Below are 25,021 nucleotides of genomic sequence, written 5' to 3' on the forward strand. Positions count from 1 at the left end.
GGGCCAGGTATCAAACCTGGCCCATTTTTTAATCTTTCTTCTGACTTAAAGCGTCATCACTTTTAGGGAACTTATCTTCTTTGGCGTTTTTAGACTTACCATTAGAAGGGTCTTTTAACACTGATATTTTGGGAGGTTGTAAAGCAATAATTCGTTCACCTTCTTGAGGTGGCTTTTCCATATTAATGGTAAATGGACGCAATTTAACGGGCGAGTCCTCATCATTGTCTTTTTCACCTTGAAGTATAAATAGCGGAATAGCTTCATTATTTACTTCTTGGTACTTTTCCCATGAAAACTCTTCTGAAATACGGGTTGCACTGACCTTACCACCTTTAGCAATTAAGCTACTAAGGCGTGCATATGAACCACTATCACCAAATAAAATCTGGCGAGATAAAAACATCGCACTGTCTTTATTAGCTCTTGCTTGGCTATTAGAAGAGCGGAGTGAAAACACATTTTTTTCTTTTAATAAGTGCGAAAAGTATTGCACCCCCAAGGCATTATGATGGCGATTTGGCGAAAGCGCCATTACGCTGCGAACTGTGGTAAGTGGTAAATAACGTTCTGCATGTTCTGACTGCGGATTGCCATAATAACAAGGTAGTCCATCCATACGCGCCATTTTGCAGTTTTCCCAAGCAGGATCAGATAGGTGTACTTGAACATTTTGCTCTTTGAGGCCTCGGCCAATGGCGCGTGCTACGTGGTTTGCACCGATAATTAAAATGGTATTCGGTGCTGGCTGGCGCACCCCAAGTAACTTAGCTAACGGTGTAGCAGTTAAGCTTTGCAAAACCACAGTGATAATAATGACTGTAAATATAAGCGGTACTATTTTTTCAGCATCGGCAATTTCAGCTTCAATCATACTTAATGCAAATACGGAGCCGACCGCTGCGGCAACAATGCCTCGAGGAGCAATCCAAGCGAGCACTAAGCGTGACCTGATAGGTAAATCGGTACCAAAGGTCGAAATGGCAATACACAGTGGGCGCGCTATAAACAGTACAACGGCTAAAAATATAAATATATCACTGTCGAGCATCATTAAATCAGAGAGCTGCAAACGGGCAGCTAACAGAATAAATAAGGTCGAAATCAAGATCATTGACAAGTCTTCTTTAAACTCAAGTACGGAGTCTATTTCAAGGTCGTCTTGATTAGCTAACCAAATACCAAATACGGTAACCGCTAATAGTCCTGATTCATGACTTAAGTGATTTGAAACCGTAAAACTAATAAGTACCAGTGCTAAAATACCAAACTTATGCAGTTCAAAAGGTAGCCACTCTCGGCGAATTAATTGAGTGGTAAGCCAGCCTGCAGCAACACCAATAGAGAGTCCAACAGCTAAGGTTTTGACAAGTGCAATAATCGTGTGGCTCAGTACCTCGCCTTGGCCTACCAACATAACGGCTTCAAATACTAATACTGCGAATAATGCGCCAATAGGGTCAATGACGATGCCTTCCCAGCGAAGTACACGGTCAATATCTTGATTTGGGCGCATGGAGTTTAGTAGTGGTGCAATAACGGTTGGACCTGTTACTACGAGTACAGCCCCTAACACCGCTGCTACTCGCCAATTTAGCTCTAGAATCCAATAAGCGCTTAAACTTATAACAATACAGGTTACCAGCATACCAATAGAGCAGAGGTTCCTGACCACTTTGCTTATTCCTTTGAGCTCCCTGAAATGTAGCGTAAGTGAACCTTCAAATAAAATCACTGCAACACTTAACGACACGACTGGAAACAATAAGTCGCCTAATAGTGCATCGGGATCTAAGGTATCGGTAAATGGCCCCAGTAATAGCCCGGTAAGTAATAAGAATAAGATAGCTGGAACGCGAAAGGCCCACGCTACCCATTGAGCTAAAACCGAGCATAGCGCGATCCCGGCGATATAAATTGCTGACATAGATTAACTCTTCCTTATTGGTTACTGCGAGCGAGGCATGAAAAACAGCGAATTGGTTTATGTAAAGGTAAAGCATTCAATATAATGTGTACCCTCTATCGGTTGGTAATTTTGTTCAACGGATTATACACAACTACTCCAGCTGAAACTTGTATCATGAAATAGCGCGAGTATAAGTATGCTATTAAAGCGTACTCTTGGTAAATTACACAAGAAAACATTAATAATGTTTATAATATTTTAGTCGTTTATCATACTTTTTGAGCTGTTATTTCACTTTACACACTAATTAGAGTAGTAAAAAATCATTAAAAGTTTTTTTGTTGTAGTTAACTTTTTGAAATTTAAGATCTATTCACTGGGTGTATAGCAAGAATATGGCGCATGATTAAAATACAGCCTTGATCTTAGGCCGCTAAAACCGTATTATACTTCGTGTTCAAACAATTTGTTACCTAAAAAGTTTTTAAGAGGTTAGTGTATTTTTTTTAATTAACCAAAAAAAACGGTTTATTACATGGTTTTGAGCAATAATTGCACTTTGTTTTCTAATTAAATAGGAATGAGCATTACATATTCAGCGAAGATTTAGTAAGAGTTGAATACAATAATAGTTCATTATCCGGTCAATATTTGGTGCCCATCGTGGTAACTAAATCTCGGTCCTGCAATCTACGCCCTATCTGTTGGTGTACCTGATTGCAGAGGCTCTATGTATGTTGTTAATAAAAAAGCCACACACAGCTTTTTACAGCGATGCATAAACAACACTTATCTTATTTTAAGCAACTGACGGTTTTAATCCGATAATCTACAAGTAGGTTAAAAGTTGTGCTATATATTTAACGTACTCTGTACGCGGTATCAGCGCGTGTGTGGATAAGTGAATCTATGACAAAGTGATGAAGAATTTATTCGTCCACACAATAAGTGAGACGTTACCTTTTAATTCGGTGCTATATAAAGCACTGAACAAATAGTAAAATGGGAAGTTGAACAGTTATGCAAAAGTTTAAATGGCGCCGTATAGTTTTAAAAGTTGGTAGTGCACTAATAGCTCCAGAGCAAGATGGTTGTCGTTCTCGTTACTTATTAACTATCGCTCAATTTATTGTTAGTTGTAGAGCTCAAGGTATTGAAGTAATACTTGTTTCTTCTGGCTCAGTAGCCGCTGGCTCACACTTGTTTCCTATTGATACACCACGAACTGTACCTATGAAAAAAGCGATGGCTGCTGCAGGTCAAACTGAAATGATGGCTATGTGGGACCGCTTTTTTGACTTTCCTTCAGCGCAAATTCTATTAACCCATGGTGACTTACGTGACCGTGAACGTTATGAAAGTATTCGTGAAACAGTATTTACATTATTAGATCATGGCGTACTACCTATCATGAACGAAAATGATACGGTAACCACAGATGACTTAAAAGTAGGCGACAATGATAACTTATCAGCAATGGTGGCTTCGGCTGCAGACGCTGACGCATTAATGATTTTCTCAGATGTTGATGGGTTGTATGATAAAAACCCTAACCTACATGATGATGCCGTGTTATTGCCAGAAATTAAGTCTATAGATGATTCTATTTATGAGATGGCAGGGTGTGCAACTAGCGCCGTAGGTACTGGTGGCATGAAAACCAAAATTGAAGCAGCAGAAAAAGCAACTTCGCATGGTATAACTACTTTTATTATTAATGGTTTTAAAGGGCAAACGTTTAGTCGTTTACTTGCGGGTGAGAATCCAGGCACTATTTTCTTACCATACGAAAAGCCAATGCAAGAAAATGTCCATTGGATGACGCATACCGCTAATGAACAAGGTGAAGTGGTTGTCGATGGGTCGTTTGATGATTCTCTTGAAGGTGAGTCTGGTTGTATTCGTGGCGATGAAATTGTTGCTGTACATGGTGAGTTTGCCGTAGGTGATACTATTTTAGTACGAAGTGGAGATGGCACCCGTTTAGCCAAAGCTACTGCAAATTATAGTAGCTGCCTGTTAAGTTTTATTGCAGATAATGACCAAAGTGATTTTAGTGAAAAAATGCAAGACTCAATTGGTCCTGTTATCTCAGAAAAAGATATCGCATTATTGGAGAAGTTATGAGTTTAATTACAGATATATCAAGTCAAGCTGCAAAAGCTGCCAACCAGTTAGCCTTACTCGATACCGAGACAAAGAATCAAGTGCTGCGGGATATGGCGAATGCTTTACGTGCACAAAAAGACTTTATTATTAAAGAAAATGAGAGTGATTTAGCTGCTGCTCGTGAAAACGACTTAGCCAGCTCAATGGTTGACCGTTTAACGTTAAATGACGAACGTATTGAAGCGATGGCCGAAGGCATTGAAGTTATCGTTAGTCTTGAAGACCCAGTTGGTCAGCTACGTGACATTACAGATCGTCCAAATGGTATTAAAATTCGTAAAATGCGCGTACCACTTGGCGTAGTATGTATGATTTATGAAGCACGCCCAAATGTAACCGCTGATGCGGGTGCATTGTGCTTTAAATCAGGTAATGGAGTAATTTTACGTGGTGGTAAAGAAGCACTTAAAAGCTCGCAAGCAATTGCAAGTGTAATGCATCAAGTACTTGAGCAGCATAATTTACCTACGTCACTAATTTCGGTTATTCCAGATCCAGACCGTGGTTTATTAATGGAATTAATGCAACAACGTGACACCATTGATTTAATCATTCCACGTGGTGGTGAAGGTTTAATTAACTACGTAACTGAAAACAGCACGATTCCTGTTATTCAGCATTTTAAAGGTGTTTGCCACTTATACGTAGATAAAGACGCCGATTTAGAAGTTGCTGTAAACTTACTGCTAAATGGTAAAACTCAGCGTACTGGTGTATGTAACGCCCTTGAAGGCTTAGTTGTACATCAAGCTATTGCTGATGAGTTTTTAAATTTATGTGCCGTAGTTTTACGCCAAGAAGGTGTTAAAATCAACGCAGATAAACAAGCCGCTAAGTACTTTGATAACGCAACGGTTTTAGCCGATGACGAGTTTGGTGAAGAATACCTAGATTTAGAAATCGCTATTCGCGTAGTGCCTGACTTTGCCGGTGCAATTGACCATATTGATAAATTTGGCTCAAACCACACAGAAGTTATCTGTACTAAAGATAAAGCTGCTGCTGAGTTATTTCAACGTAGTGTTGATGCTTCAGTAGTTATGGTTAACACATCATCGCGTTTCTCAGATGGTTCGCAGCTTGGTTTAGGGGCTGAAATTGGTATCGCAACAAGTAAGCTACATGCTTATGGACCAATGGGCCTAGAGTCACTGACAACTGAAAAATATTTAGTAAACGGCGAAGGCCAAACTCGTGACTAATTAAACACGAGTTATAAGTACTAACTATAAATGCCGAGCCTTGCTCGGCATTTTTGATCGTATAAATAAAATCGCAAGATCTAGCAGATAGAAAACGGGTAGCTTTTATATTATCAAGGTAGATGATGTTTAATTAATAAATACTAAATAAGAGAATAGAAAAGAGTTAAGAAAATGGTGGAGCTAAGCAGGATCGAACTGCTGACCTCCTGCGTGCAAGGCAGGCGCTCTCCCAGCTGAGCTATAGCCCCAAATTTCTTATACTTGAGTTTGGCTCTCAAGTGGGTGAACTTTAAATATTTTTATGATTTTGGTCAAGCATTTTTTAATTATCTTCGCAAATTTTCACTACTGAAAAGAATTTTTGATAGACTAGCTCCTATAAACCACTAAAACGAAACCCGTTATGAAAAAATACACATGGCTATTTATAGTTTTATTGAGTGCTTGTAGCAGTTCAAATGACGAACCGCCTTATGAAATTAATACCAAACAGTTTCATCAAAAACTTGATGAGCAAGGGAATAAAGTTTTTGCTTATGTGGTTTCAGTTAAGGCAAATAGCCGCAAAAGTTTAAATTCAAACCGGCCGCTTACCCGTAGTGAGTTTAAAAGCTTTGCTGAGCACGAATATTTTGAAGAGTCGAGCAGTTTAAAATTGCAGTTAGAAGATGAAGCTGTACGTCTTTTACAATCTGAACTTGAAGAGCGTGATTATTGTGATAATGATTACGAAATTAACGAAGTGTTGTGGCGTGAACTAAGCGTACAGTTAAGAGGTGAGTGTTTATAGTATGTTGGCTGATAAAAGTAAATTAACAGTCTTATTGAGCCATTTAGCGGTTCAATATGATGTTATTGAGCATCCTGCTTTACATGGTAGCTTGGATGCAGATGACCTTATGGTGACACGCCCTGGAACACGCTTAAAAAACTTGTTTTTACGCGACAACGCAGGAAAAAAACATTTTTTAGTGATCACGGCACATGACAAGCAACTTGATTTAAAAACATTGGCTAAGTATCAAGGATTGTCTCGCTTAGGGTTTGCCTCGGATGAACGTTTGGCTCGTTATTTAAAGGTCGCACCGGGTTGTGTATCGATGCTTGCTTTAATGAATGATAAGCAAAATGACGTGACTCTATGGATTGATCAGGAAGTATGGTTTAACGACTTGTTTCATTGTCATCCCTTTGAAAACACCGAAACTTGGCTGATGAAAAAAGCAGATCTTGAATTGTTTTTTGATAATACAGGGCATCAACCTAAAGTGTGTTTTTACCGGCAAAGTAACCTTGTGTAACTAATGCTAAGCCACTTAGGCAAACACAGAGTAAAGTAATAATAAAAGCGCTAAAGCCATAGTGCTGATATATAACACCGGGTAAAAATGAGCCCAGTGCACCGCCGCTATAATAAAATGATACATAACCGCCGTTAGTAACACTTGGTGGCGCCTGGCTTAACTTATTAACCAGTGGCGCCGCGCAGGAATGAATAATAAACATGGCACCACAAAAGCAGGTAAAGGCAATTAAAAATATTATCAATTGTGGGCTCAGTAGTAATACAGTACTTAAGCAATAAAAAGCAAATACGCTTACTAATAACTGCCAAGGTGAATGACTTTTTTTGAGCAACCAAGGACTAGCAACCGACGCTAGTGCACCAATTAAGTAGCCTGTGTATACCCAACCAATATGTCGTGTATTAGTAATTGAAAAGTTATCTTTAAGTATAAACGGTAGGTAATTAAGCAGTGCCGCAAAACAAAAGAACATACAAAAAATGGCGCCGTATAAAGTCAATACTGGGCGTGTTGCTAACTGCTTTAAGAACCCCAGTGGTGAATTAACCGTGACAGTTATGCGACTAAGACGATGTTTCTTATTAATAGCTAATGCTAATAGCAATAGCATGACGGCCATAAAATAATAAAAACTTTGCCAGCTCCACCAGTCATTAAAACTTGCGGCCAGTACACGCCCTAAATATCCACCAACGATAGTACTACCAATATAAAGTGTCATGTTTTTTTGTAATGTATCGGCTTGGTAGTTGTTACCAATATGACTGGTCATGGCAATAAGCGCTGCGGGTAGGGTAAGTCCTTGTATGAAACGAATGACTAACAGCAGTTCAAAACGGGTTGCCCAGGTAAATAAAATACAGCTAAATGCTAATATCAGCATGGCGATGCGTAGAACTTGCAGCGGGTTACGCTTGGCAAGTAGTAGGCCATACAGTAATGGCGCAACGGCTAATGGCAACATGGTAGCCGTCATTAAGCTGCCAGCAGCTGCAGGGGTGACAGAAAATTGCTTAGAAAATAAATCTAAAAGCGGTTGGGGTGCGTATAAAACAAAGAAAATAAAGACCGAGCAGCCAAGTAATTGAATCAGTTGCATAACTACGCCCAGAGCTAAAAGTAACAAGCTTAACGAGGTTATAATTATTTACAAGTAATACCCGTTAAGTAGCAAAATTTTCGCTAAATCAACAGTGTTTACTTAATTGTGGATTAATATTTGATGTACATAAAATTCATACTTATAAATTTAGCTGTTGTTAATTTACGTTTTTAACTAAGTGACACTGTTATTTGTGCCAAGAGCTGATTAAAATAGCGTTAATATCAGTTTTAATGGGACAAGGTTATGGGTTCACTACAAGACCAATTGTTGCAAGCAGGGTTATCAACATCACATAAAGCGAAAGTTGCTAAGTCTGAAAAACGTAAGCAACAGAAAAAACCAAAGAAAGGGGCGACAAGTAATCCTAATGATTTGCAAAAGCACATTGCGCAGACCAAGCAAGAGCAGCAAAAAAAGGCTGAAGAGCTTAATAAAAAACGTCAGCAAGAGTTAAATCAACGTGAAAACGCTGCTCGTGTTAAACAAATACTTGAACACCATAACCAGGATGCTATTCGTGGTGAGCGTACTTTTAACTTTACTTATAACAATAAAGTTAAAGAGCTTGAGGTAAACGAAAAGACGCAAAAAGCATTATCAGGTGGTCGTTTGGCTATTTGTGTACTAGATGGGCAATTTTTTGTTTTAGAAGATGAGCCTGCACGTAAAGTAGCTGCTGTTAGTGAGAGCTATATCGTGTTTCATGTTGAACCTGAAAATAAGCCAAAAGATGAAGACGATCCTTATGCTGACTTTGAAGTTCCTGATGATTTGATCTGGTAAGTTGTTGCTGCATAAAATATAGTCTAAATAGTGTGTGATATTGGTCTACACTTAACAAAGAGATTTCTAACCGTCAAAAGGAAATACATTATGAGCAAGATAACAAAAATTTTACTAGGGGCTGGTTTAAGTTTAACCGCGACTTTATCGTTAAATACACAAGCTGCTGATGGTGCAGCGCTCTATACTGCAAAAAGCTGCCAAACTTGCCATGGTGCAGAGGGTAAAGAGCCTATTATGGCGATGTATCCAAAACTAAATGGTCAAAACAAAGAATACCTACTTGCCCAAATGAAAGATATTAAATCTGGTGCGCGTAATAATGGTATGTCTATGGCTATGAAAGCTATGGTTGCAAGTGTAACTGAAGAAGAAATGACTGCCATTGCAGAATACTTGTCACAAGTTAAGTAATTCTCAGACTAAATCCCTAAGCCACATCAATTGATGTGGCTTTTTAGTTTGAGCCCTATCTATTGATCAAAAACTCAGACTGCTTTAGACTTCTATCCATCTGTTTGTGTTGTTGCATATTCCAAGGCCCATTATGTTTGACTTACCTCAACTTGATTTAAAAAATAAAGTATCAGCACAAGAGTGGCAACTTCGTGTTGATCTTGCTGCATGTTATCGCTTAGTTGAGCACTTTCGCTGGGGCGATTTAATTTATACTCACTTATCGGCTCGTTTACCGGGTACTGATCATTATTTAGTGAATGCATTTGGGTTAAGTTTTGACGAAGTAACCGCATCTAATTTAGTGAAAGTCGATTTAGATGGCAAAATCTTGGATGACACGCCATTTGAAATTAACCCTGCGGGTTTTACAATTCACAGTGCAATTCATGAAGTACGTGACGACGCCCATTGTGTTATCCATTTGCACACTAAAGAAACCATAGGTGTAGCCACACAAAAAAATGGCTTGTTAGCGCTTAGTCAATATTCGATGTTTTCTTTAGCGTCGCTTTCGTATCATGGCTATGAAGGCTTAGCTGTAAACAATGATGAGAAAAAACGTCTGCAAGATGACTTAGCAAACACTAATCATATGCTACTGGTTAATCATGGAGGCTTAACGGTCGGCGCTACGGTCGGTGATGCTTTTATGCGTTTTTATGACTTGCAGCGCGCCTGTGAGATTCAACTTGCGCTTCAAGCCAGTGGCCAAGATGTTACTCCTGTGCCGCAGGCTATTATTGATAATATTTATAATCAAGCGAATGTAGTACACAGCGGTAGTACTGGCGGACAACTTGCTTGGCCTGCTATGTTACGTAAAGCCTATCGTCTTGACCCTAGCTTTGCTCAATAAGGAATTATAATGAAAGTAAATCGCGTTGAAGTTTTTGATATTCATTGCCCAGAACGTCCAGCTTGGACACCGGTATTTGTGCGTATTCATACAAATGAAGGTATTAGTGGCGTAGGTGAAGCTGGGCTTGCCTACGACTTAGGGCACAGTGCTGCTGCGGCGATGATCAAAGAAATGGCCGATGCTTTTTTAATTGGACATGACCCCTTTCAAACCGAAAAGCTATGGTCGCGCATGCTGCGTGAAAGCTTTTGGGGATTAGGTGGTGGCCCTGTAGTTTATGCGGCTATGAGTGCCATTGATACCGCGCTTTGGGATATTAAAGGTAAGGCCCTTGGTTTGCCTGTTTATCAGCTGCTTGGTGGGAAGGTTAACGATAAGCTACGTACGTATGCATCACAACTACAGTTTGACTGGGACAGTGAATTTAAAGCCCTTGTGCAACCACAAGAATATGCAGATGCGGCGTTAAAAGCGGTTGCAGATGGTTATGATGCGGTTAAAGTTGATCCAATTCAGTATGACAAGCACGGCAATACCTACTATGACCGTACGAATATAATTTCACGTGGTGAAATGAAGTTGTATCGCGCACGTATGCAGGCTATTCGTGAGGCCGTAGGTGATGAAGTGGATATTATCTTTGAGTGCCACAGTTTACCAGGCGCAACATCTGCGATTCAAATTGGTGAAATAGCCGAAGAGTTTGACTGCATGTTTTATGAAGAGCCAGTAAACTATTTAAACCACTCTTTACATGCAAAAGTAGCAGATAAAGTGGCTGTACCTATTTCTGGTGGTGAGCGTTTATATAATCGCTGGGGTGTGCGCCCATATTTAGAAGATCAAAGTATTGACGTGCTACAGCCTGATATCGGCTTATGCGGTGGTTTTACTGAAACTAAAAAAGTCTGTGATTACGCTGATATTTTTGATGTGCGTATTCAGGCACACGTTTGCGGCGGGCCTGTTGCAACGGCTGCGTCACTGCATTTAGAAACTGCTATTCCTAATTTTTTAATTCATGAGCATCATACTTACGCGATTAAAAAATGGAACCGTGAGCTATGCTTGCAAGATCCACAGCCTAAAAACGGCTTCTTTGAAGTATCAGAAGAACCCGGTTTAGGTATCGAACTTAATGATGAAGTTGTTATGCGATCGCAGCGCGTTGAAGTAAAGTAATAACTAAAGCAACAGCAATTGGATAATAGCTATTTAGAAGAGCAATGATGGCGAACGTGAAAAGAGTGGAAGTTGCTTTAAATGGGATGAATTAGCCATAATAATCAGTGCTATGGCTAATAAAATGCAAACTGAATATAGCTGCTTTAATTAAACTTGATAGCAACGTTGCGCGTTTTTATAACTAAGCTGTTGCCATAAATTGTGGCTTTTACATAGCGCAAAATGACTTTGCCAACACTGCTGATAGCTTGCGTTTATTTGGCACACAGGGAAGTTGCTGGCAAACATAATATGCTGATGACTAAAGTGCTTAGTAATAAAGTCAAAACAGTACTGGCGCTTCGCTTGAAGCACTTCGCATAATAGCTCAAATCCTGAGAACTTAATAAAGCAGTTGGGTAATTTTGCAAGCTGACAAATATTAGCTTGCCACAGGGCTAAGTTATTGGGTAAGCCTGCGTGATTTATTACAATTTTTAAATCCGGAAGTTGCTGACAATAGTTAATCACTTGCTGGCTAATAGCGCTATTTTCAATATTAAATTGTGCTTCAAACACCAGTTTTTGCTGGCTTAAATGATCAAGGTTTGCAAGGCAATTTGAGCTTAGTAAACGTATAGCATCATCACCTTCAGTTATATCTCTAATGCCAACTAGACTGGGGTGGCATTGAACACCGAGTGCGTGTGAAAAGTCGTTGAAGGGTTTATCAATTTGAGCATAGCTGACGGCTTTGTATTTATGCCCTGCTAAGTGTTTTGCAAGCCAAGTCAGCTCGTTAACTGGCTGGCGATTATCAAAGCCAGCCTCTATGTGTACAAGAGCCGTTAACTCAAATGGACAAGCTTGCTGAAGCTGTGAAAACGAGCTGGGTGTTTTAATGATTTCAAGGTTTGGCCAAGCGGGTGGGGTTTCGCCTTGTAACCATGAGTATTGACCCTCATTAAGGTTAAAAAAATGCACATGAGGATCAATTATTTTTTCACTCATTGGGTGGTGTAACCACCGTCTATAGTTTGTAAGCTGCCGGTGATAAAGCTTGCCTCGTCACTGATTAAAAAATTAACTAATGCGGCAACATCTTCAGGTTGACCTAAACGTCCAATAGGTTGCTGCGCGGCTTCCTCGGCAACGATATCGGCTTTATTAGCGCCACTTTTGGCGCAGTAAGCATCAATAGCGTTATGAAATAACGGTGTTTCAACTGTGCCCGGACACACTGCATTGGTACGAATATTAAATGTAGCGTAATCAAGCGCGGTGGTTTTTGCTAAAGAAGCTAGCGCATGTTTTGTTAAGTTATAAGCAAATGAATTTGGTTTGGCTATAATTGCTTGATCTGATGCGACTAAAATAATTACGCCGCCTTGCTGGGCTTTCATTGTCGGTAGTACGGTGCGAATGGCGCTGTATGCGCCTTTCACATTGAGGGCAAATAATGAGTCAAAAGTTGCCTCGTCAGTTTGCTCTATGGTGGCACTTAAATGGCGGCCTGCGTTTGATATAAGTGCATCAATTCGGCCTGTTTTAGCAATAACATGTTCAATAGCTTGCTGGACCTGTTTAACATCACTGACATCACACTTTAGCCAATTCCCCTCAACTTCATTAATATCGAGGTTAAACACTTGATAATTTTCTTTTGTTAAGCGCTCTACAATAGCGCGGCCAATGCCTTTACTACCACCAGTAACGATTGCAACTTTATTCATTTAATTTTCCTCAGCTTTTTAGTGGCTTTGGCCACAGCCACCTCCGCCGTGAACATGACCATGAGAAAGCTCTTCATTGGTTGCTTCACGAACATTGATAACTTCTACATCAAAAGTCAGCGTTTTGCCGGCAAATGGGTGGTTTAAATCACAATCAGCATTAAAACGACCGACCTTGACGAGTGTAACTTGGTGACGACCTTGATTTGAATTAACAATGGCAGTCATGCCGGCTTTCCATACTTTGGTATCGCCTTGTAAGTGCTTAAGTGGAATACGCTGAATTAAACCATCAGCACGCTCGCCGTACGATTCAGTTGGTTTAAGAGTAACACTAAAGGTGTCACCTGTGGTTTTACCTGTAAATGCTTTTTCAAGTCCAGGTAGCATGCCTTGGCTGCCGTGAATATATGACAGTGGCTCAGCATCTTTACTGGTTTCTACCTGTTCGCCCGCTTCACTTAAAGTGTAATGAAACTCAACCACAGAATCTTTATTAATTTGCATAATATTCTTTTGTTATACTACTTGTTAATGTGTAATTTTACGCTAAATAATAAGCTTTATAAACTAGGGCATGTTTATCTTTCTTTAATCCTGAAAGTAGACTTTTATTGTTGGTAGGCTGATGCTTTGGGGTAGTTTGCTATAGTAAGCAATACGTTTTTTAAAGTGCGATTAAGATAAAAAACCGTCATTGCTAATTTATTGGCTATGTATTTTTGTCGAGGTTCGCTTGCGAACACTTCATTTTTATTTTAAGCCGTGCTTTGACAGCCCAATAAAAGCATTAAAATAGCTAATAAGGCACTCAATGCAATCTTTAAAAAAAGCTTAGTAAAACTATTTGCACAATAACAAACCTATCCATATTCACTATTTTAATTAACTTAATAATCAGTTAATGCATCTGTCTGTGTTCTGATATTCGACGCTTTAGCGCGCTTAAGTCCAGCTTGAAGGAATATCGGATATATTTTTTTGGATATTTCGTCGCGTTCATAGGTGGTTGCAAAATGGCTTGGAAAAGTCAATTGCAGCTGCTCAAGTGATTGCTCTGGTGTTTTTTGAGCTGTATCTAATAGAGCCTGTAAAAAGCTAATTGGTTGGGTTAGTTGAGCTTTTTGTAGTGCTGGTCCGTGGCCAGGTAGTAATTTTTTTATGTTTTTATTTTGTTTTATTTTCTTAAGTACCTCAAGCCAAGAGGCTAAATTACCCTGCCCAGGGTACGGTAGGTAGTCAATAATATCGCCGCCTAATAACACGCCTTCTTGCGGGGCAAATAAAGTTAAGTCGGCATTAGTTTGGGCTTGGTAAGCTTTAAGTTCTACTGGGTAATTACCTAAATCAAGAGTAAGGCTTTGGGCCACCGTTATTGCTGGTGGTTGTAATGAGTATTTTCGAAAGCGCAGTAAGCGTTTTTTAGCTTTATTAAGTTTAGTGCGCCAAGCTGCTTGTTGTTCTTTTGGCTGTTCAGCTAAACGCTGGTAGCTTAACTCTATACTTTGCTCATAACTGTCTAGCTTGTCAGTGAATGCAGTTTTCACCTTATTGAATTCTGCATTAATTGCAGGGTGCACAATTAATTTTGCATCTTTAAAGTAGTGTTGTAATACAGCCATTCCAAGTAGATGATCATCATGATAATGACTGGCAACTAAATAGCACAGTGGCGTTTTGAGGCGTTTTTTTAGTTTAACTACCATCCGTTCTACGTTGCTAAAATCACCACTGGCATCAAATACCAGCGCGCACTCATCGCCTTCAATAACGATTTGGTTAGAATCATAAAAGCGCAGCGGTTCAGGCTGTTGTAAAAAGTTTATGTGTGGGGTTATTTGCTGCCAAGTTACTGCATTTATGGGTAAGCTTATGAAGATAACAACACTTACTATGAGTTGTTTTTTTAGCATGATAAAAAAAGGCGATGACACGACGCTTAGTCAATCGCCATTAGCGGTGCAAGCATGTTATTTATCACCTAAATAATCGGTGAGTTTATCAATAAGTAGATCTTGCTGGTGCTCGGCTGAAATTTGCTGATTTTTAGTCTCAAGTAATTCGTGGCTAATATTAAGCGCAGCCATGAGTAGTGCTTTTTGGTCGTTACGGACAGCGGAGCGTTGCTTCATTTGGTCAACTAAGTCATTAAGATGTTTTGCTGCTGCGATCAATGCATCTTCTTGCCCTTTAGGGCAAGCAAATTGCTGCTCTTTACCGAGCAGCTTTACCATAACTCGCTGATTTTCCAAATCAGACATTAGCTTGCCTGGTTAGCGCTTTGCAACTTGTCTAGTAAACCTGCTAATGCTGTATTGGTTTCTTTTTGCTTTTCGTCGCTATCAAGTACTTCAAGCTGTAATGTTTCATTTTCATCAATCAATTTTGAATGCTGAGCTTTTAGCTCATTAAACTGGCTTTCAAGTTGATTGTTACGACTAATTAATTGGTCGATCAGTTGTTCGAGTTGAGGAAGAGTGTCGTTGTTCATTAATGCGCTCATATAACTGTGATTAAAGTCTTGCAAATGTAAAACAAAGTTACTTGATATGCCAGCATTTACGCTTGTTTTAGCTGATTTTTATTTATAATTAAGGAATAATTCAGCTATTATGCTTTTTCATTCAGAAATGGTTCACCTTAAGTTGCCAATGCACAGTGCTTATGGTTCACTACTTTTATCAACTAGTTCATAGCGAAAATAAAATATGCTCAGTTACCGACATTCATTTCATGCGGGAAACCCTGCTGATGTCCTCAAGCATTTAGTACTGGCCGAAGTGTTAAATTACCAAACAATTAAAGATAAGCCTCTTGATTATATAGACACTCATTCAGGAGCTGGCTTTTTTGAGCTTGCCAGTAGTGATGCCCAAAAAACACAAGAGTACCAAGAAGGAATTGCTAAGCTGTGGCAACATACTAGCGATAATGAAGGGTTGAATGACTACATTTCGTTGATTAAGTCTTTTAATCATGGGCAGCTTGAGTTTTATCCGGGGTCACCTAAAGTTGCAGAGCGTTTTTTACGTCGTCAAGATAAAGGGTGGTTTTTTGAGCTTCACCCACGAGATTTAACCTTGCTTGAAGATAATATGCAAGGTAGGCGCTCTATTCGAATGCGTGGTGAAAACGGCTTTGCTGGTTTAATTGGTTTATTGCCACCGGCTTCACGGCGAGCTTGCGTGCTAATTGACCCTCCTTATGAAGTGAAAGACGATTACGACACGGTGATTAAAACAATCGTTCAAGCATACCAACGATTCGCTACGGGTACATATATGATTTGGTATCCAGTGGTTGACCGAGAGCGCATTGAGCGTATGGAGACGGGGTTAGTTGAGTCGGGAATTCGTAATATTCAGTTATTTGAACTAGCAACCGAGGCAGACACGGATGTACATGGTATGACTGCGTCAGGAATGATTGTAATTAATCCGCCCTGGAAGCTAAAGCAAACTATGGATAAGGTGTTGCCTGAGCTCGTTGAGTTACTGAGCCAACCAAGTGGTTTTTATCGCAGTGAGCTGCTGGTAGACGAGTAAAGTACCTCTGTTAAAACAAAACGCCCAGCAAATTAGCTGGGCGTTTTTAGTTAATAGATATTAATTAGTTTAGGTGGTTTAGTTAAAGTACGTGGCTTTAAAAGTAGCTAACTGCTCACCTTCTTTATCTTTTAAAATCAACGATTCACCACTAATGTGCCACTGTGTGGCATTATTTAATACACTAGACATTGCCGCTTCTTGATCCATGTTTTCATGACACATTTTTTTAGTTGCAGCTATGTGATCAAAGGTTACTGTCTGTTCGCTCACTTTATAACTACCGCTAAAGTTATTACAACCTAAAAAGCCATGTGCCTTATCGTCATTACTAAATTGAATGAATGGTTCTTTTGTAGTAACAGTGACATCATCACCCGCTAGAGTGATTGCTTTCCAGTAGGTATTTGCTAAATCTACATCTGGTTTTTGATTTACTTTTGTTACCACAATTTTGTATGGATTAGTTTGTGCATCTGCTGCAAAAGGATCGTTATTGCTGGTTGTGGTGTAGAGAAGCTCACCATTATTTTCAATACGCGCGCTAATACTATAGCTTAGTGATTTATTAATTTTATTGGTATCGTATACTAGATCTACCGTGTAAGGAGGAGCACCATTTAAATCAATAACTTGCTGGCTAATAGTGGTTGCTTTAGTGTCCATTTTAGATACGTCTACAAGCGTTACTTTTAGCTGCGAATTAGGTGCAACCATGCTGCGATCTAAATAACTGACTTCTGCTGTTATTGTCGCTGTTGATTCTACTTGCGTTGATTCTGCAGTGTTTTTAGTATCATTACATCCAGATAATAGTAATGCACCCGTAGCTAAAAAGCTGAGCCCTGCTACCGACTTTAACATTGAACTTGGCTTACGCTTAAACATTGTTGTTCCTTTAATCATAACTGGATTATTTTGTAGAATGATAGTAACTAGTTACTTAATCAATACTTAATTAAGTAATAGAAATCAGCTAATTGTTGTTAAAATGCATAAAAAAGGGTGCTTATACACCCTAAATAAATGTTCATTTTTTAACATACTTAGTTAGGATAACAATTCGCTGGCCGTCAACGCGCCCTTCAATATGCTCGGGGTTACTGGTTAAGCCGATATTACGCACTGCGGTGCCGCGTTTTGCTGTAAGGCTACTGCCCTTAACATCAAGGTCTTTAATTAGGGTTACCGAATCACCCGCTTGTAAAACAACTCCATTGCTGTCTACGTGTTTAATATCATCTTCTTCTGCTAGTGCAATTTTGGCCCAAGTAAGCGTTTCTTCTTCTAAGTAAATCATATCGAGTGCATCTTGCGCCCAGCCGTTATCAGCTGCTAAACGTGCAAGCATTCTGTAAGCCACTACTTGCACCGCAGGTACTTGGCTCCACATACTGTCGTTTAAGCAGTGCCAGTGATTTGGGGTCAGCTTTGCGTCATTTTCGATTTGGCTTTTACAGGTTTGGCAAGTATAAATACATTTATCTGAGTGTGCTTCTGTAACAGGCGGTACTTCATATACACTAAGGTTGTCTGTTGAACTACAAAGCTCACACTGATTATTACTACGTTCGATTAAGGCTTGTTCAATGCTCATATTGGGGTTCTATAAGTTTAAGGAGTATTTTTCGCTATTATAGCAATCATCAGTAAAATGCGAAATAACCTTATTTGCAGTGAGGGTATTTTCATCATGTTATTTTTGTCTAGGTAATGATTATAAACTTAACTATACTCAGATAAAGCAAGTTATTTGATTGCTAACATTAATAAATCCATTGGACTTTACTTAAAGTAGTACGTTAACGGGAACCTAAATGGCTAAAGAGGGTGTTTTGGAGCCAATTCCAAAGGTAGTAACGCAGTACATAGCAAGGCAGCCTATCTTTGATGCTGAGCAAAATCTTTATGCGTACGAACTGTTGTATCGAGACTCTACCGATAATGCTTTTCCTATGGGCACCACCGATGGACAAGCTACTGGACGACTATTTTTTAATGCGTTGATGCTGATTGGTCTTGAAAAGCTGGTGGCTAATTACCCTGCATTTATTAATTTTTCGTCGGATGCTTTACTTGAAGGTTTTCCAAAGCTTTTACAGCCTAGTAACACCGTTATCGAGATAGTTGAGCGCGCTGATAAAATCGCAGAAGTGGCGAAGCGAGTTAAAGCATTAAAAAAAGAAGGTTATTTGTTTGCACTTGATGACTACGATGGTGATGAAAAATGGCAACCATTACTGCCTCTAGTTAATTATATAAAGCTGGAAGTTGTTGAGCCGGTTATAAAAACGAATATGGAAATCAGAAAGCTCAAGCAGCTTTATCCTGATGTAAAAATAGTTGTTGAGCGGATTGAAACGCATCAACAATTTTTACAGTTAAAAGCAGCAGGATGTGACCTATTTCAAGGTTTTTTCTTTTCTCGCCCTGAAATGCTTTCTTATTCTAATATTGAGCCCTCAAAATTAGCTGTGTTCGAACTGTTACGATGTACCTCTAATACCAATATTAACTTTGACCAAGTCCAGCAAAAGGTATCTCGAGATGTAGGGCTTACAGCAAGGGTATTAAAGTTAGCTAATGCTCGTTCTGGTAATAAAAACTTGGTTATTAAGTCTATTTCGCAAGCCGTTACTTATTTAGGCGAAGATGCTATGCGGCAATTTATTCGAGTGCTGGCATTAGGTGAGCTAGGTGTTGATAAACCCTCTGAACTTACTAAAACTGGATTAATTAGAGCATACTTTATTGCATCTATTTTAAGCCTTGGCAGTAAAGAAATAGCTGAGCAAGGTTATTTAGTCGGATTAATGTCGGTACTCGATGCCATATTAGATATAGAACTTGATGCCATAGCCAAAGAGTTTACTTTAGGAGCAGATCTTTCTAGCGCATTACTTAGTTTTGATGGCGTGTTAGGCGGCGCACTTCAATTAGTTAAAGCTGTTGAAGAAGAAAATTGGCCGTTAGCTACTAAATTGCTTGAAACCATCCGTCCTGCATCTGGTATCGATGAAGTGCATAACACTATGCTAAGTGCGCGGAAATACGCTGACGAAGTGCTAGCTTCTATGATTGCGTCTGGCTGAATTCACTGTGGCTATGTCTTTCGCTATAATGAGATTCAATTATTGTTTATGAGTTAAAGTTATGCGTTCGTTATTTAGTGTGTTATCGGTGATTATTGCATTAGGGTTATTACTTCCAGGGGTAACTCAGCCCGTACTTACGCTTGAGGGGAAAATTGATAAATCAAAGCTAGCGCAAACCGGCATTAATATGTTGGCCGACGAAGGTAACCACAATACTCGTAATATGTTGTCGATGGCCTCAAGTATGCTTGGCCTTGATAAACTTGAAGGTGAAGTGAGCGCTTATAAAAAAACGCGTAGTATTTGGGGAACAGTAAACGAGTTGGCCAAAAATAATAATTACTTAGTTGCCGTCTTGATTGGGCTGTTTTCAATTGTGATCCCGACGCTAAAATTACTGATGCAATTACTGCATTGCTTTTTACCCGTGAGTAGATTTAAGCAAGTGCTCGGTCAAGTTATACAAGGCTTAAGTAAGTGGAGTATGGTGGACGTATTTGTAATTGCCTTAATTGTGGCGTATTTAGCGGGTAATGCGGATGGCCAGATGGGGGAATTAATTAATGTGGATGCTGAGCTTGGTGTTGGCTTTTGGTATTTTACTGGCTATTGTTTATTTGCTGTTGCTGCGAGTCACTTGATTAGTGTTGAAGAAAAATAGTTAAACATTTGTATTAACCAGCAAGTTACCATAAACTTCGCTGAATATTGAGTCTGCCTTATAAAAGGTGTTTTTTGCAGCGCATTTACCTTAGTTTACTGACACTTTGCTTGTTACTCACTTTAGTGGGTCAAGCTGTTGCGTCTGTATCTATGGTGTGTGAAATGCCGCATATGAGCCACAGCCAGAAAAATAATAACAGTGAAAACCAACATAATATAATGTCTGCGGGCATGATGAATATAGACTGTTGTGATGATGACACCATTGTAAAAAAAGAGTGTGGTTGTCCTGCAAGTGCGTGTAATGCGCATTCAATACTTAATATCGAAGCTTCATTTTTACTTGCTTTATCAGCATCTGAAAAAGTACAGCTTTACCTTCCCCAACATCAACACCTTATAACACGATCTTTATATCGCCCCCCTATGTCTGCGTAATTGCAGGATAGGTGTGTTCAAAATTTATAATATATCGATTTAACACTTCTTTTCTGCCTCTGAATTAATCATTTTTTAATTTTAGTGGAGTAAGTGATGAATCACTTCAGCGCAGTAAAAGTCAGTTTCTTTGCTTTAATGCTTGGAACTGCAATTTCCGTACATAGTAATCAAAAACAAAGTAATGGGCTTAGCCTTGACAAAGCGCTTACCTATGCGCTCAGTAACGAGCCTTGGCTGAGCGCCAGTAAGCATCGCCAAGCAGCCGTCATTGCACAAAGCCTAGTTGCTGGCACCTTACCCGATCCTGTACTCAGCGTGGGATTAATGAACTTACCTACCGGTGGTTTTTCTTTAGAACAAGAAGGCATGACCCAGCTAAAAGTAAGGCTTAGCCAGAAGTTTAGCCGCGGCAATAGCCTAGAATTGCAGCAGCAAGTATTAGCTCAATCAGCACAGCAATACTCCTGGCTACGCGCCGATCGCGTTGCTCAAGTAAAAGTGATTGTGATTGAGTCATGGCTAAATGCCTTTCGAGCTCAGCAAAGCATTAAGTTAATTGAGCAAGATAAAAGCTTATTTACTCAGCTTATTGATATTACTGAATCAAGTTATGCCAGCTCAGTGGGTAATACTCGCCAGCAAGATATTATTCGTGTTCAATTAGAGTTAACCCGATTGGAAGACAAACTTATCGTGCTTGAGCAGCAGTTCGAAAGTGCTAAAAAACGCTTAACGCAATGGCTTCCAATATCTATGTTAACGCAGCCTGTCAGTGCTAAGCGTCAAGATATCGCAGCGCTTGTTGATTTTGAAAACCTTGATCTTTCACAGTTAATGTCACTATTAATGGCGCATCCGGCAATTGTTGCGATTGATAAAACGGTATCTGCAAAGCAAACCGAAATTACACTAGCTGAGCAAAGTTACAAGCCACAATTTGACGTGAATATGGATTATGGCTATCGCGATGATACCCAAATGGGCGACTCCCGAGCTGATTTATTCTCTGTTGGCGTGAGTATTGATTTGCCCCTGTTTACCGATAAGCGTCAAGATCAGCAAGTCAATGCTGCTATCGCTAGTGCTGAGGCGGTAAAGACCGATAAATTAATTGCGTTACAAAAGTTAAAAGGTATGTATTTTAAAGAGTTTAGTCAGTTGGCTAGATTAAAAAAGCGTGGCGCGCTTTATCAAACTTCATTACTGCCACAAATGGCAGAGCAAACACAAGTCACTTTAAATGCGTATACCCGTGATTACGGTGAATTTTCCGAGGTTATGCGTGCACGTATCAGCGAACTAAACGCTAAAATTGATGCGTTAAATATCAATATTGATCAACAAATTATTATTGCCCGCCTGAATTATTATGCCAGTAGTAAAGATGCTGCAGTAATGCGTGAGCAAAGAGCGGAGCAAAACCATGAACTCTAATATTAAACTATTAATTGCAGCCTTAGTCGGTGCGGGGCTTGCTGGTCTTATGCTTAACTTTATGCATGCGACACCCCCTATGAGCGAAAACCACGCTGATAAAAAGCCGCTTTACTGGGTTGCGCCAATGGACAGTAATTATCGTCGTGATGAGCCAGGCCAGTCTCCTATGGGAATGGATTTAATTCCAGTTTATGAAAAAAGTAGCAGCTCAGCACAAAATGACCCTGGTGCCGTCACAATTTCCCCTGCCGTGGTTAATAACTTAGGTGTTAGAACTGCAAAGGTGCAGCTACAAGCTTTGCAAAGCGAAGTGAAAACTGTGGGGTATGTGCAATATAACCAAGATCAGCTTGTGCATATTCACCCGCGCGTAGAAGGCTGGTTAGAAACGTTATTTGTTAAAGCTGCTGGTGAGCAAGTAGCGCAAGGTGAGCCGTTGTATACGTTGTACTCTCCGCAATTAGTGAGTGCTCAAGAAGAGTTTATGTTAGCGGTTAATCGTAATAACACAGTACTTATTCGCGCCGCTAAAGCTCGCTTAAAATCATTGAATGTATCAGACGGCTTCATTGAGCGTTTACAACGTAATAAAAACATTATGCAAAATATTACTTTCTATGCACGTCAAAGTGGTGTCGTTGAAGAGCTCAATATACGCGAAGGCTTTTATGTTAAACCTGACACATCGATGATGAGTATTGGCAAGTTGGATGAGGTGTGGGTTGAAGCTGAAGTATTTGAACGCCAAGCCGAGCTTATTAGCGTGGGTTTACCTGTCACTATGCGTCTTGATTACTTAGCCGGACAAAGCTGGCAAGGGAAAGTGGATTATATTTATCCGACGCTTGATGCTAATAACCGTACCCTACGAGTAAGGCTGCGGTTTATTAATAAAGATCACCAATTAAAGCCCAATATGTTTGCTCAAGTAACTATTCATGCCAAATCTGATGCCAAGCAGATGATTGTGCCTAGAGAAGCTGTGATCCGCACCGGGAGTCAAAATAGAGTTGTAGTGGCGTTAGGCGAAGGGCGCTTTAAATCGGTGGCAGTAAAACTTGGCCGCAGTGATAGCAATAATACTGTTATTTTAGCTGGTCTTAAACATGATGATGAAGTGGTGATCTCTGCGCAATTTTTAATTGATTCTGAGTCGAGTAAAAGCTCCGACTTTAAACGCATGCAAGCTCCTATGAAAGATAAAGCAATGACAGATATGAAAAGTAATAGTCGCAGTATGAAAATGGCCAACTCAGCCACTGTAAATGGCACCATTAATAGTATTAATAAAGCCCAGCGCACAGCTACCATTAACCGTGATGCTATACCAAAATGGCACCGCGATTCTGCCATCATGGAATTTGTATTTGCTGGCAATATTGATTTAGAAAACCTCAGTGCAGCGCAGCAAGTAAGTTTTACCTTTAGTTTGCAAAACAGCGAGTTTGTTATTAGTGATATTAACCCTTTAATGATCATGCAACCGCATGATGCGCACTAGGAGGTAATATGATAGCTGCAGTAATACGTTGGTCTGTTACTAATCGCTTTTTTGTACTGTTACTTACAGCCATAGTGATTGGTGGTGGGATTTTTTCAGTAAAAAATACCCCCGTTGATGCTTTGCCTGACTTATCAGATGTACAAGTCATTATAAAAACCTCATATCCAGGGCAAGCCCCGCAAGTAGTGCAAGATCAAGTCACATTTCCAGTCACTACTGCGATGTTGTCGGTACCGGGCGCTGAAACAGTGCGTGGCTTTTCATTTTTTGGTGACTCGTACGTCTATGTCATTTTTGACGAAGATACTGACTTATATTGGGCGCGTAGCCGGGTTCAAGAATATTTAGGTCAAGTGGCAAGTCGTTTACCACAAACAGCTAGTGCGGAGCTTGGCCCCGATGCAACCGGTGTAGGCTGGGTTTATTTATATGCGTTGGTGGATAAAACCGGTCAGCACGATATTAGTCAACTACGAAGCTTACAAGATTGGTTTTTAAAATTTGAATTACAAACCGTACCGGGAGTATCAGAAGTTGCCTCAGTGGGCGGCATGGTTAAGCAGTATCAAGTAAGCGTTGAGCCAGATAAGCTGCGCGCTTATGGTATACCGCTGAGCTTAATTCAAACGGCTATTAAGCAAGGTAATCAAGAAATGGGCGCATCAGTACTCGAAATGGCTGAAGCTGAATATATGGTTACCAGTACAGGATATATTCAAAGTATTGCTGACTTAGAAGCGATACCGCTGGGCGTTAATGCCAATGGCACTGCACTGCAGCTGGGAGATGTAGCTGATATTCGCCTTGGGCCACAAATGCGTCGCGGCATTGCCGAGCTTAACGGCAAAGGCGAAGTAACTGGTGGCGTAGTGGTCATGCGCTTTGGCGAAAATGCGCAAAAAACCATAAAACGGGTTAAAGAAAAGCTTGAGACTCTAAAAAAAGGCTTACCGGATGGCGTTGAAATAGTTTCCGTTTACGATCGTTCAAATTTGATCAAAAATGCGGTAGATAACCTCACCAGTAAATTACTTGAAGAGCTTGTTGTTGTAGCGCTAGTGTGTGTGGTGTTTTTGTTTCATGTGCGCTCATCATTGGTGGCTATTATTACTTTGCCACTGGGTATTTTAACTGCATTTATTATTATGTATTGGCAAGGGATTAATGCCAATATTATGTCGCTTGGTGGTATTGCCATTGCTATGGGGGCCATGACCGATGGCGCTATTGTGATGATTGAAAATATGCACAAACACATGGAAAAAACGCCACTAACCGACGAAAACCGCTGGCAAGTTGTTACTGATGCTGCAAGCGAGGTGGGCCCAGCTTTATTTTTCAGTTTGTTGATCATTACTGTAAGTTTTATGCCGGTATTTATTTTACAGGCCCAAGAAGGGCGGATGTTTTCACCTCTGGCGTATACAAAAACCTATGCTATGGCCGCCTCTGCAGGGCTTGCTATTACTTTAGTGCCAGTATTAATGGGCTATTTTATTCGCGGTAAAGTGATTTCAGAGCATAAAAACCCAGTTAATCGCTTATTAATCGGCGCTTATAAACCATTATTGAGTATGGTGTTGAAGTTTCCAAAAATTACCTTGCTGGTCGCTCTGTTGGTCACGTTAATAGGTTTTTATCCC

25 protein-coding genes and 1 tRNA gene are annotated in these 25,021 nt (G+C 39.9%); 15 read left to right on the forward strand and 11 right to left on the reverse strand.

Annotation, left to right across the window (positions count from 1 at the left end):
- Nucleotides 1-28: 28 nt before the first annotated feature.
- Nucleotides 29-1,927 carry a cation:proton antiporter gene (locus ACT3RM_RS03785; protein WP_441994557.1) on the reverse strand — a complete coding sequence of 633 codons (1,899 nt, stop codon included), beginning with the start codon at nt 1,925-1,927 and terminating at the stop codon, nt 29-31.
- A 1,002-nt stretch (nt 1,928-2,929) separates the two neighbouring features.
- Here ACT3RM_RS03785 and proB point away from each other — a divergent pair.
- Both proB and ACT3RM_RS03795 read left to right on the forward strand, forming a co-directional pair.
- A complete protein-coding gene (gene proB / locus ACT3RM_RS03790) occupies nt 2,930-4,036 on the forward strand; it encodes a glutamate 5-kinase (protein ID WP_441834989.1) in 1,107 nt (368 codons plus the stop codon).
- The gene (locus ACT3RM_RS03795) at nt 4,033-5,280 is read left to right on the forward strand and encodes a glutamate-5-semialdehyde dehydrogenase (RefSeq protein WP_441834990.1); all 1,248 of its coding nucleotides are present in this window, start codon (nt 4,033-4,035) and stop codon (nt 5,278-5,280) included. The genes proB and ACT3RM_RS03795 overlap by 4 nt, the downstream gene beginning before the upstream one ends.
- A 175-nt stretch (nt 5,281-5,455) precedes the next feature.
- On the opposite strand, the gene ACT3RM_RS03800 is transcribed toward ACT3RM_RS03795, so the two are convergent.
- Nucleotides 5,456-5,531, reverse strand: a tRNA-Ala gene (locus ACT3RM_RS03800).
- Nucleotides 5,532-5,686: 155 nt separating this feature from the next.
- Here ACT3RM_RS03800 and ACT3RM_RS03805 point away from each other — a divergent pair.
- Together ACT3RM_RS03805 and ACT3RM_RS03810 are read left to right on the forward strand one after the other, a co-directional pair.
- Nucleotides 5,687-6,073, forward strand: coding sequence for a hypothetical protein (locus ACT3RM_RS03805; protein ID WP_441994558.1), 387 nt, complete (start codon nt 5,687-5,689; stop codon nt 6,071-6,073).
- Nucleotide 6,074: 1 nt separating this feature from the next.
- On the forward strand, nt 6,075-6,584 hold the full coding sequence (locus ACT3RM_RS03810; RefSeq protein WP_441994559.1) for a prolyl-tRNA synthetase associated domain-containing protein: 510 nt from the start codon (nt 6,075-6,077) through the stop codon (nt 6,582-6,584).
- Here the strand turns inward: ACT3RM_RS03810 and ACT3RM_RS03815 are convergent.
- Complete coding sequence (locus ACT3RM_RS03815) at nt 6,547-7,689, reverse strand: MFS transporter (RefSeq protein ID WP_441994560.1); 1,143 nt, start codon at nt 7,687-7,689, stop codon at nt 6,547-6,549. The two genes, ACT3RM_RS03810 and ACT3RM_RS03815, sit on opposite strands and share 38 nt — an antisense overlap.
- A 249-nt stretch (nt 7,690-7,938) precedes the next feature.
- Here ACT3RM_RS03815 and ACT3RM_RS03820 point away from each other — a divergent pair, with 249 nt between their 5' ends.
- The 4 genes from ACT3RM_RS03820 to ACT3RM_RS03835 all read left to right on the forward strand — a co-directional run bounded on the left by ACT3RM_RS03820 (nt 7,939) and on the right by ACT3RM_RS03835 (nt 10,978).
- Nucleotides 7,939-8,478, forward strand: coding sequence for a DUF2058 domain-containing protein (locus ACT3RM_RS03820; RefSeq protein WP_441993174.1), 540 nt, complete (start codon nt 7,939-7,941; stop codon nt 8,476-8,478).
- 90 nt (nt 8,479-8,568) lie between these two features.
- Complete coding sequence (locus ACT3RM_RS03825) at nt 8,569-8,892, forward strand: c-type cytochrome (protein WP_441833912.1); 324 nt, start codon at nt 8,569-8,571, stop codon at nt 8,890-8,892.
- Nucleotides 8,893-9,025: 133 nt separating this feature from the next.
- On the forward strand, nt 9,026-9,793 hold the full coding sequence (locus ACT3RM_RS03830; RefSeq protein WP_441833913.1) for a class II aldolase/adducin family protein: 768 nt from the start codon (nt 9,026-9,028) through the stop codon (nt 9,791-9,793).
- Nucleotides 9,794-9,802: 9 nt separating this feature from the next.
- Nucleotides 9,803-10,978 (forward strand): mandelate racemase/muconate lactonizing enzyme family protein, encoded by a 1,176-nt coding sequence (locus ACT3RM_RS03835; RefSeq protein WP_441994561.1) that lies wholly within the window; start codon nt 9,803-9,805, stop codon nt 10,976-10,978.
- Nucleotides 10,979-11,128: 150 nt separating this feature from the next.
- Here the strand turns inward: ACT3RM_RS03835 and ACT3RM_RS03840 are convergent, their stop codons facing one another.
- The 6 genes from ACT3RM_RS03840 to ACT3RM_RS03865 all read right to left on the reverse strand — a co-directional run bounded on the left by ACT3RM_RS03840 (nt 11,129) and on the right by ACT3RM_RS03865 (nt 15,184).
- A complete protein-coding gene (locus tag ACT3RM_RS03840; RefSeq protein WP_441994562.1) occupies nt 11,129-11,971 on the reverse strand; it encodes an amidohydrolase family protein in 843 nt (280 codons plus the stop codon).
- Nucleotides 11,968-12,693 carry an SDR family NAD(P)-dependent oxidoreductase gene (locus tag ACT3RM_RS03845; protein WP_441833916.1) on the reverse strand — a complete coding sequence of 242 codons (726 nt, stop codon included), beginning with the start codon at nt 12,691-12,693 and terminating at the stop codon, nt 11,968-11,970. Before ACT3RM_RS03845 ends, ACT3RM_RS03840 begins: the two co-directional genes overlap by 4 nt.
- Before the next feature lie 18 nt (nt 12,694-12,711).
- Nucleotides 12,712-13,200 carry an FKBP-type peptidyl-prolyl cis-trans isomerase gene (locus tag ACT3RM_RS03850; RefSeq protein ID WP_441993179.1) on the reverse strand — a complete coding sequence of 163 codons (489 nt, stop codon included), beginning with the start codon at nt 13,198-13,200 and terminating at the stop codon, nt 12,712-12,714.
- Between the two features lie 383 nt (nt 13,201-13,583).
- On the reverse strand, nt 13,584-14,627 hold the full coding sequence (locus tag ACT3RM_RS03855) for an MBL fold metallo-hydrolase (protein WP_441993181.1): 1,044 nt from the start codon (nt 14,625-14,627) through the stop codon (nt 13,584-13,586).
- A 36-nt stretch (nt 14,628-14,663) separates the two neighbouring features.
- Nucleotides 14,664-14,954 (reverse strand): cell division protein ZapA, encoded by a 291-nt coding sequence (locus ACT3RM_RS03860; protein WP_441833919.1) that lies wholly within the window; start codon nt 14,952-14,954, stop codon nt 14,664-14,666.
- The gene (locus tag ACT3RM_RS03865; protein WP_441993183.1) at nt 14,954-15,184 is read right to left on the reverse strand and encodes a DUF904 domain-containing protein; all 231 of its coding nucleotides are present in this window, start codon (nt 15,182-15,184) and stop codon (nt 14,954-14,956) included. The genes ACT3RM_RS03860 and ACT3RM_RS03865 overlap by 1 nt, the downstream gene beginning before the upstream one ends.
- 217 nt (nt 15,185-15,401) lie before the next feature.
- Between ACT3RM_RS03865 and ACT3RM_RS03870 the strand changes: the two genes are divergently transcribed.
- Nucleotides 15,402-16,238, forward strand: coding sequence for a 23S rRNA (adenine(2030)-N(6))-methyltransferase RlmJ (locus tag ACT3RM_RS03870; RefSeq protein ID WP_441993185.1), 837 nt, complete (start codon nt 15,402-15,404; stop codon nt 16,236-16,238).
- Between the two features lie 78 nt (nt 16,239-16,316).
- Here ACT3RM_RS03870 and ACT3RM_RS03875 read toward each other — a convergent pair whose 3' ends face one another.
- Together ACT3RM_RS03875 and ACT3RM_RS03880 are read right to left on the reverse strand one after the other, a co-directional pair.
- Nucleotides 16,317-17,126, reverse strand: a complete 810-nt coding sequence (locus ACT3RM_RS03875) for an META domain-containing protein (protein WP_441994563.1) — start codon at nt 17,124-17,126, stop codon at nt 16,317-16,319.
- A gap of 142 nt (nt 17,127-17,268) precedes the next feature.
- Nucleotides 17,269-17,835, reverse strand: a complete 567-nt coding sequence (locus ACT3RM_RS03880; RefSeq protein ID WP_441993695.1) for a PhnA domain-containing protein — start codon at nt 17,833-17,835, stop codon at nt 17,269-17,271.
- A gap of 220 nt (nt 17,836-18,055) precedes the next feature.
- Here ACT3RM_RS03880 and ACT3RM_RS03885 point away from each other — a divergent pair, with 220 nt between their 5' ends.
- The 6 genes from ACT3RM_RS03885 to ACT3RM_RS03910 form a co-directional block, all read left to right on the forward strand.
- The gene (locus tag ACT3RM_RS03885; RefSeq protein WP_441993697.1) at nt 18,056-19,330 is read left to right on the forward strand and encodes an EAL and HDOD domain-containing protein; all 1,275 of its coding nucleotides are present in this window, start codon (nt 18,056-18,058) and stop codon (nt 19,328-19,330) included.
- A gap of 61 nt (nt 19,331-19,391) precedes the next feature.
- On the forward strand, nt 19,392-19,994 hold the full coding sequence (locus tag ACT3RM_RS03890) for a paraquat-inducible protein A (RefSeq protein WP_441833925.1): 603 nt from the start codon (nt 19,392-19,394) through the stop codon (nt 19,992-19,994).
- 74 nt (nt 19,995-20,068) lie between these two features.
- Nucleotides 20,069-20,434: a hypothetical protein gene (locus ACT3RM_RS03895; RefSeq protein WP_441833926.1), complete on the forward strand. Its 366-nt coding sequence runs from the start codon at nt 20,069-20,071 to the stop codon at nt 20,432-20,434.
- 96 nt (nt 20,435-20,530) lie between these two features.
- Nucleotides 20,531-21,871: a TolC family protein gene (locus tag ACT3RM_RS03900; RefSeq protein WP_441992854.1), complete on the forward strand. Its 1,341-nt coding sequence runs from the start codon at nt 20,531-20,533 to the stop codon at nt 21,869-21,871.
- Nucleotides 21,861-23,375, forward strand: a complete 1,515-nt coding sequence (locus tag ACT3RM_RS03905; protein WP_441833928.1) for an efflux RND transporter periplasmic adaptor subunit — start codon at nt 21,861-21,863, stop codon at nt 23,373-23,375. Before ACT3RM_RS03900 ends, ACT3RM_RS03905 begins: the two co-directional genes overlap by 11 nt.
- Nucleotides 23,376-23,383: 8 nt before the next feature.
- The coding region (locus ACT3RM_RS03910) for an efflux RND transporter permease subunit (RefSeq protein WP_444511338.1) at nt 23,384-25,021 on the forward strand (1,638 nt) is incomplete at its 3' end.

It is taken from the genome of Pseudoalteromonas sp. AOP7-A1-14, assembly GCF_052376275.1.
In the GTDB taxonomy this organism is placed as follows: Bacteria; Pseudomonadota; Gammaproteobacteria; order Enterobacterales; family Alteromonadaceae; genus Pseudoalteromonas.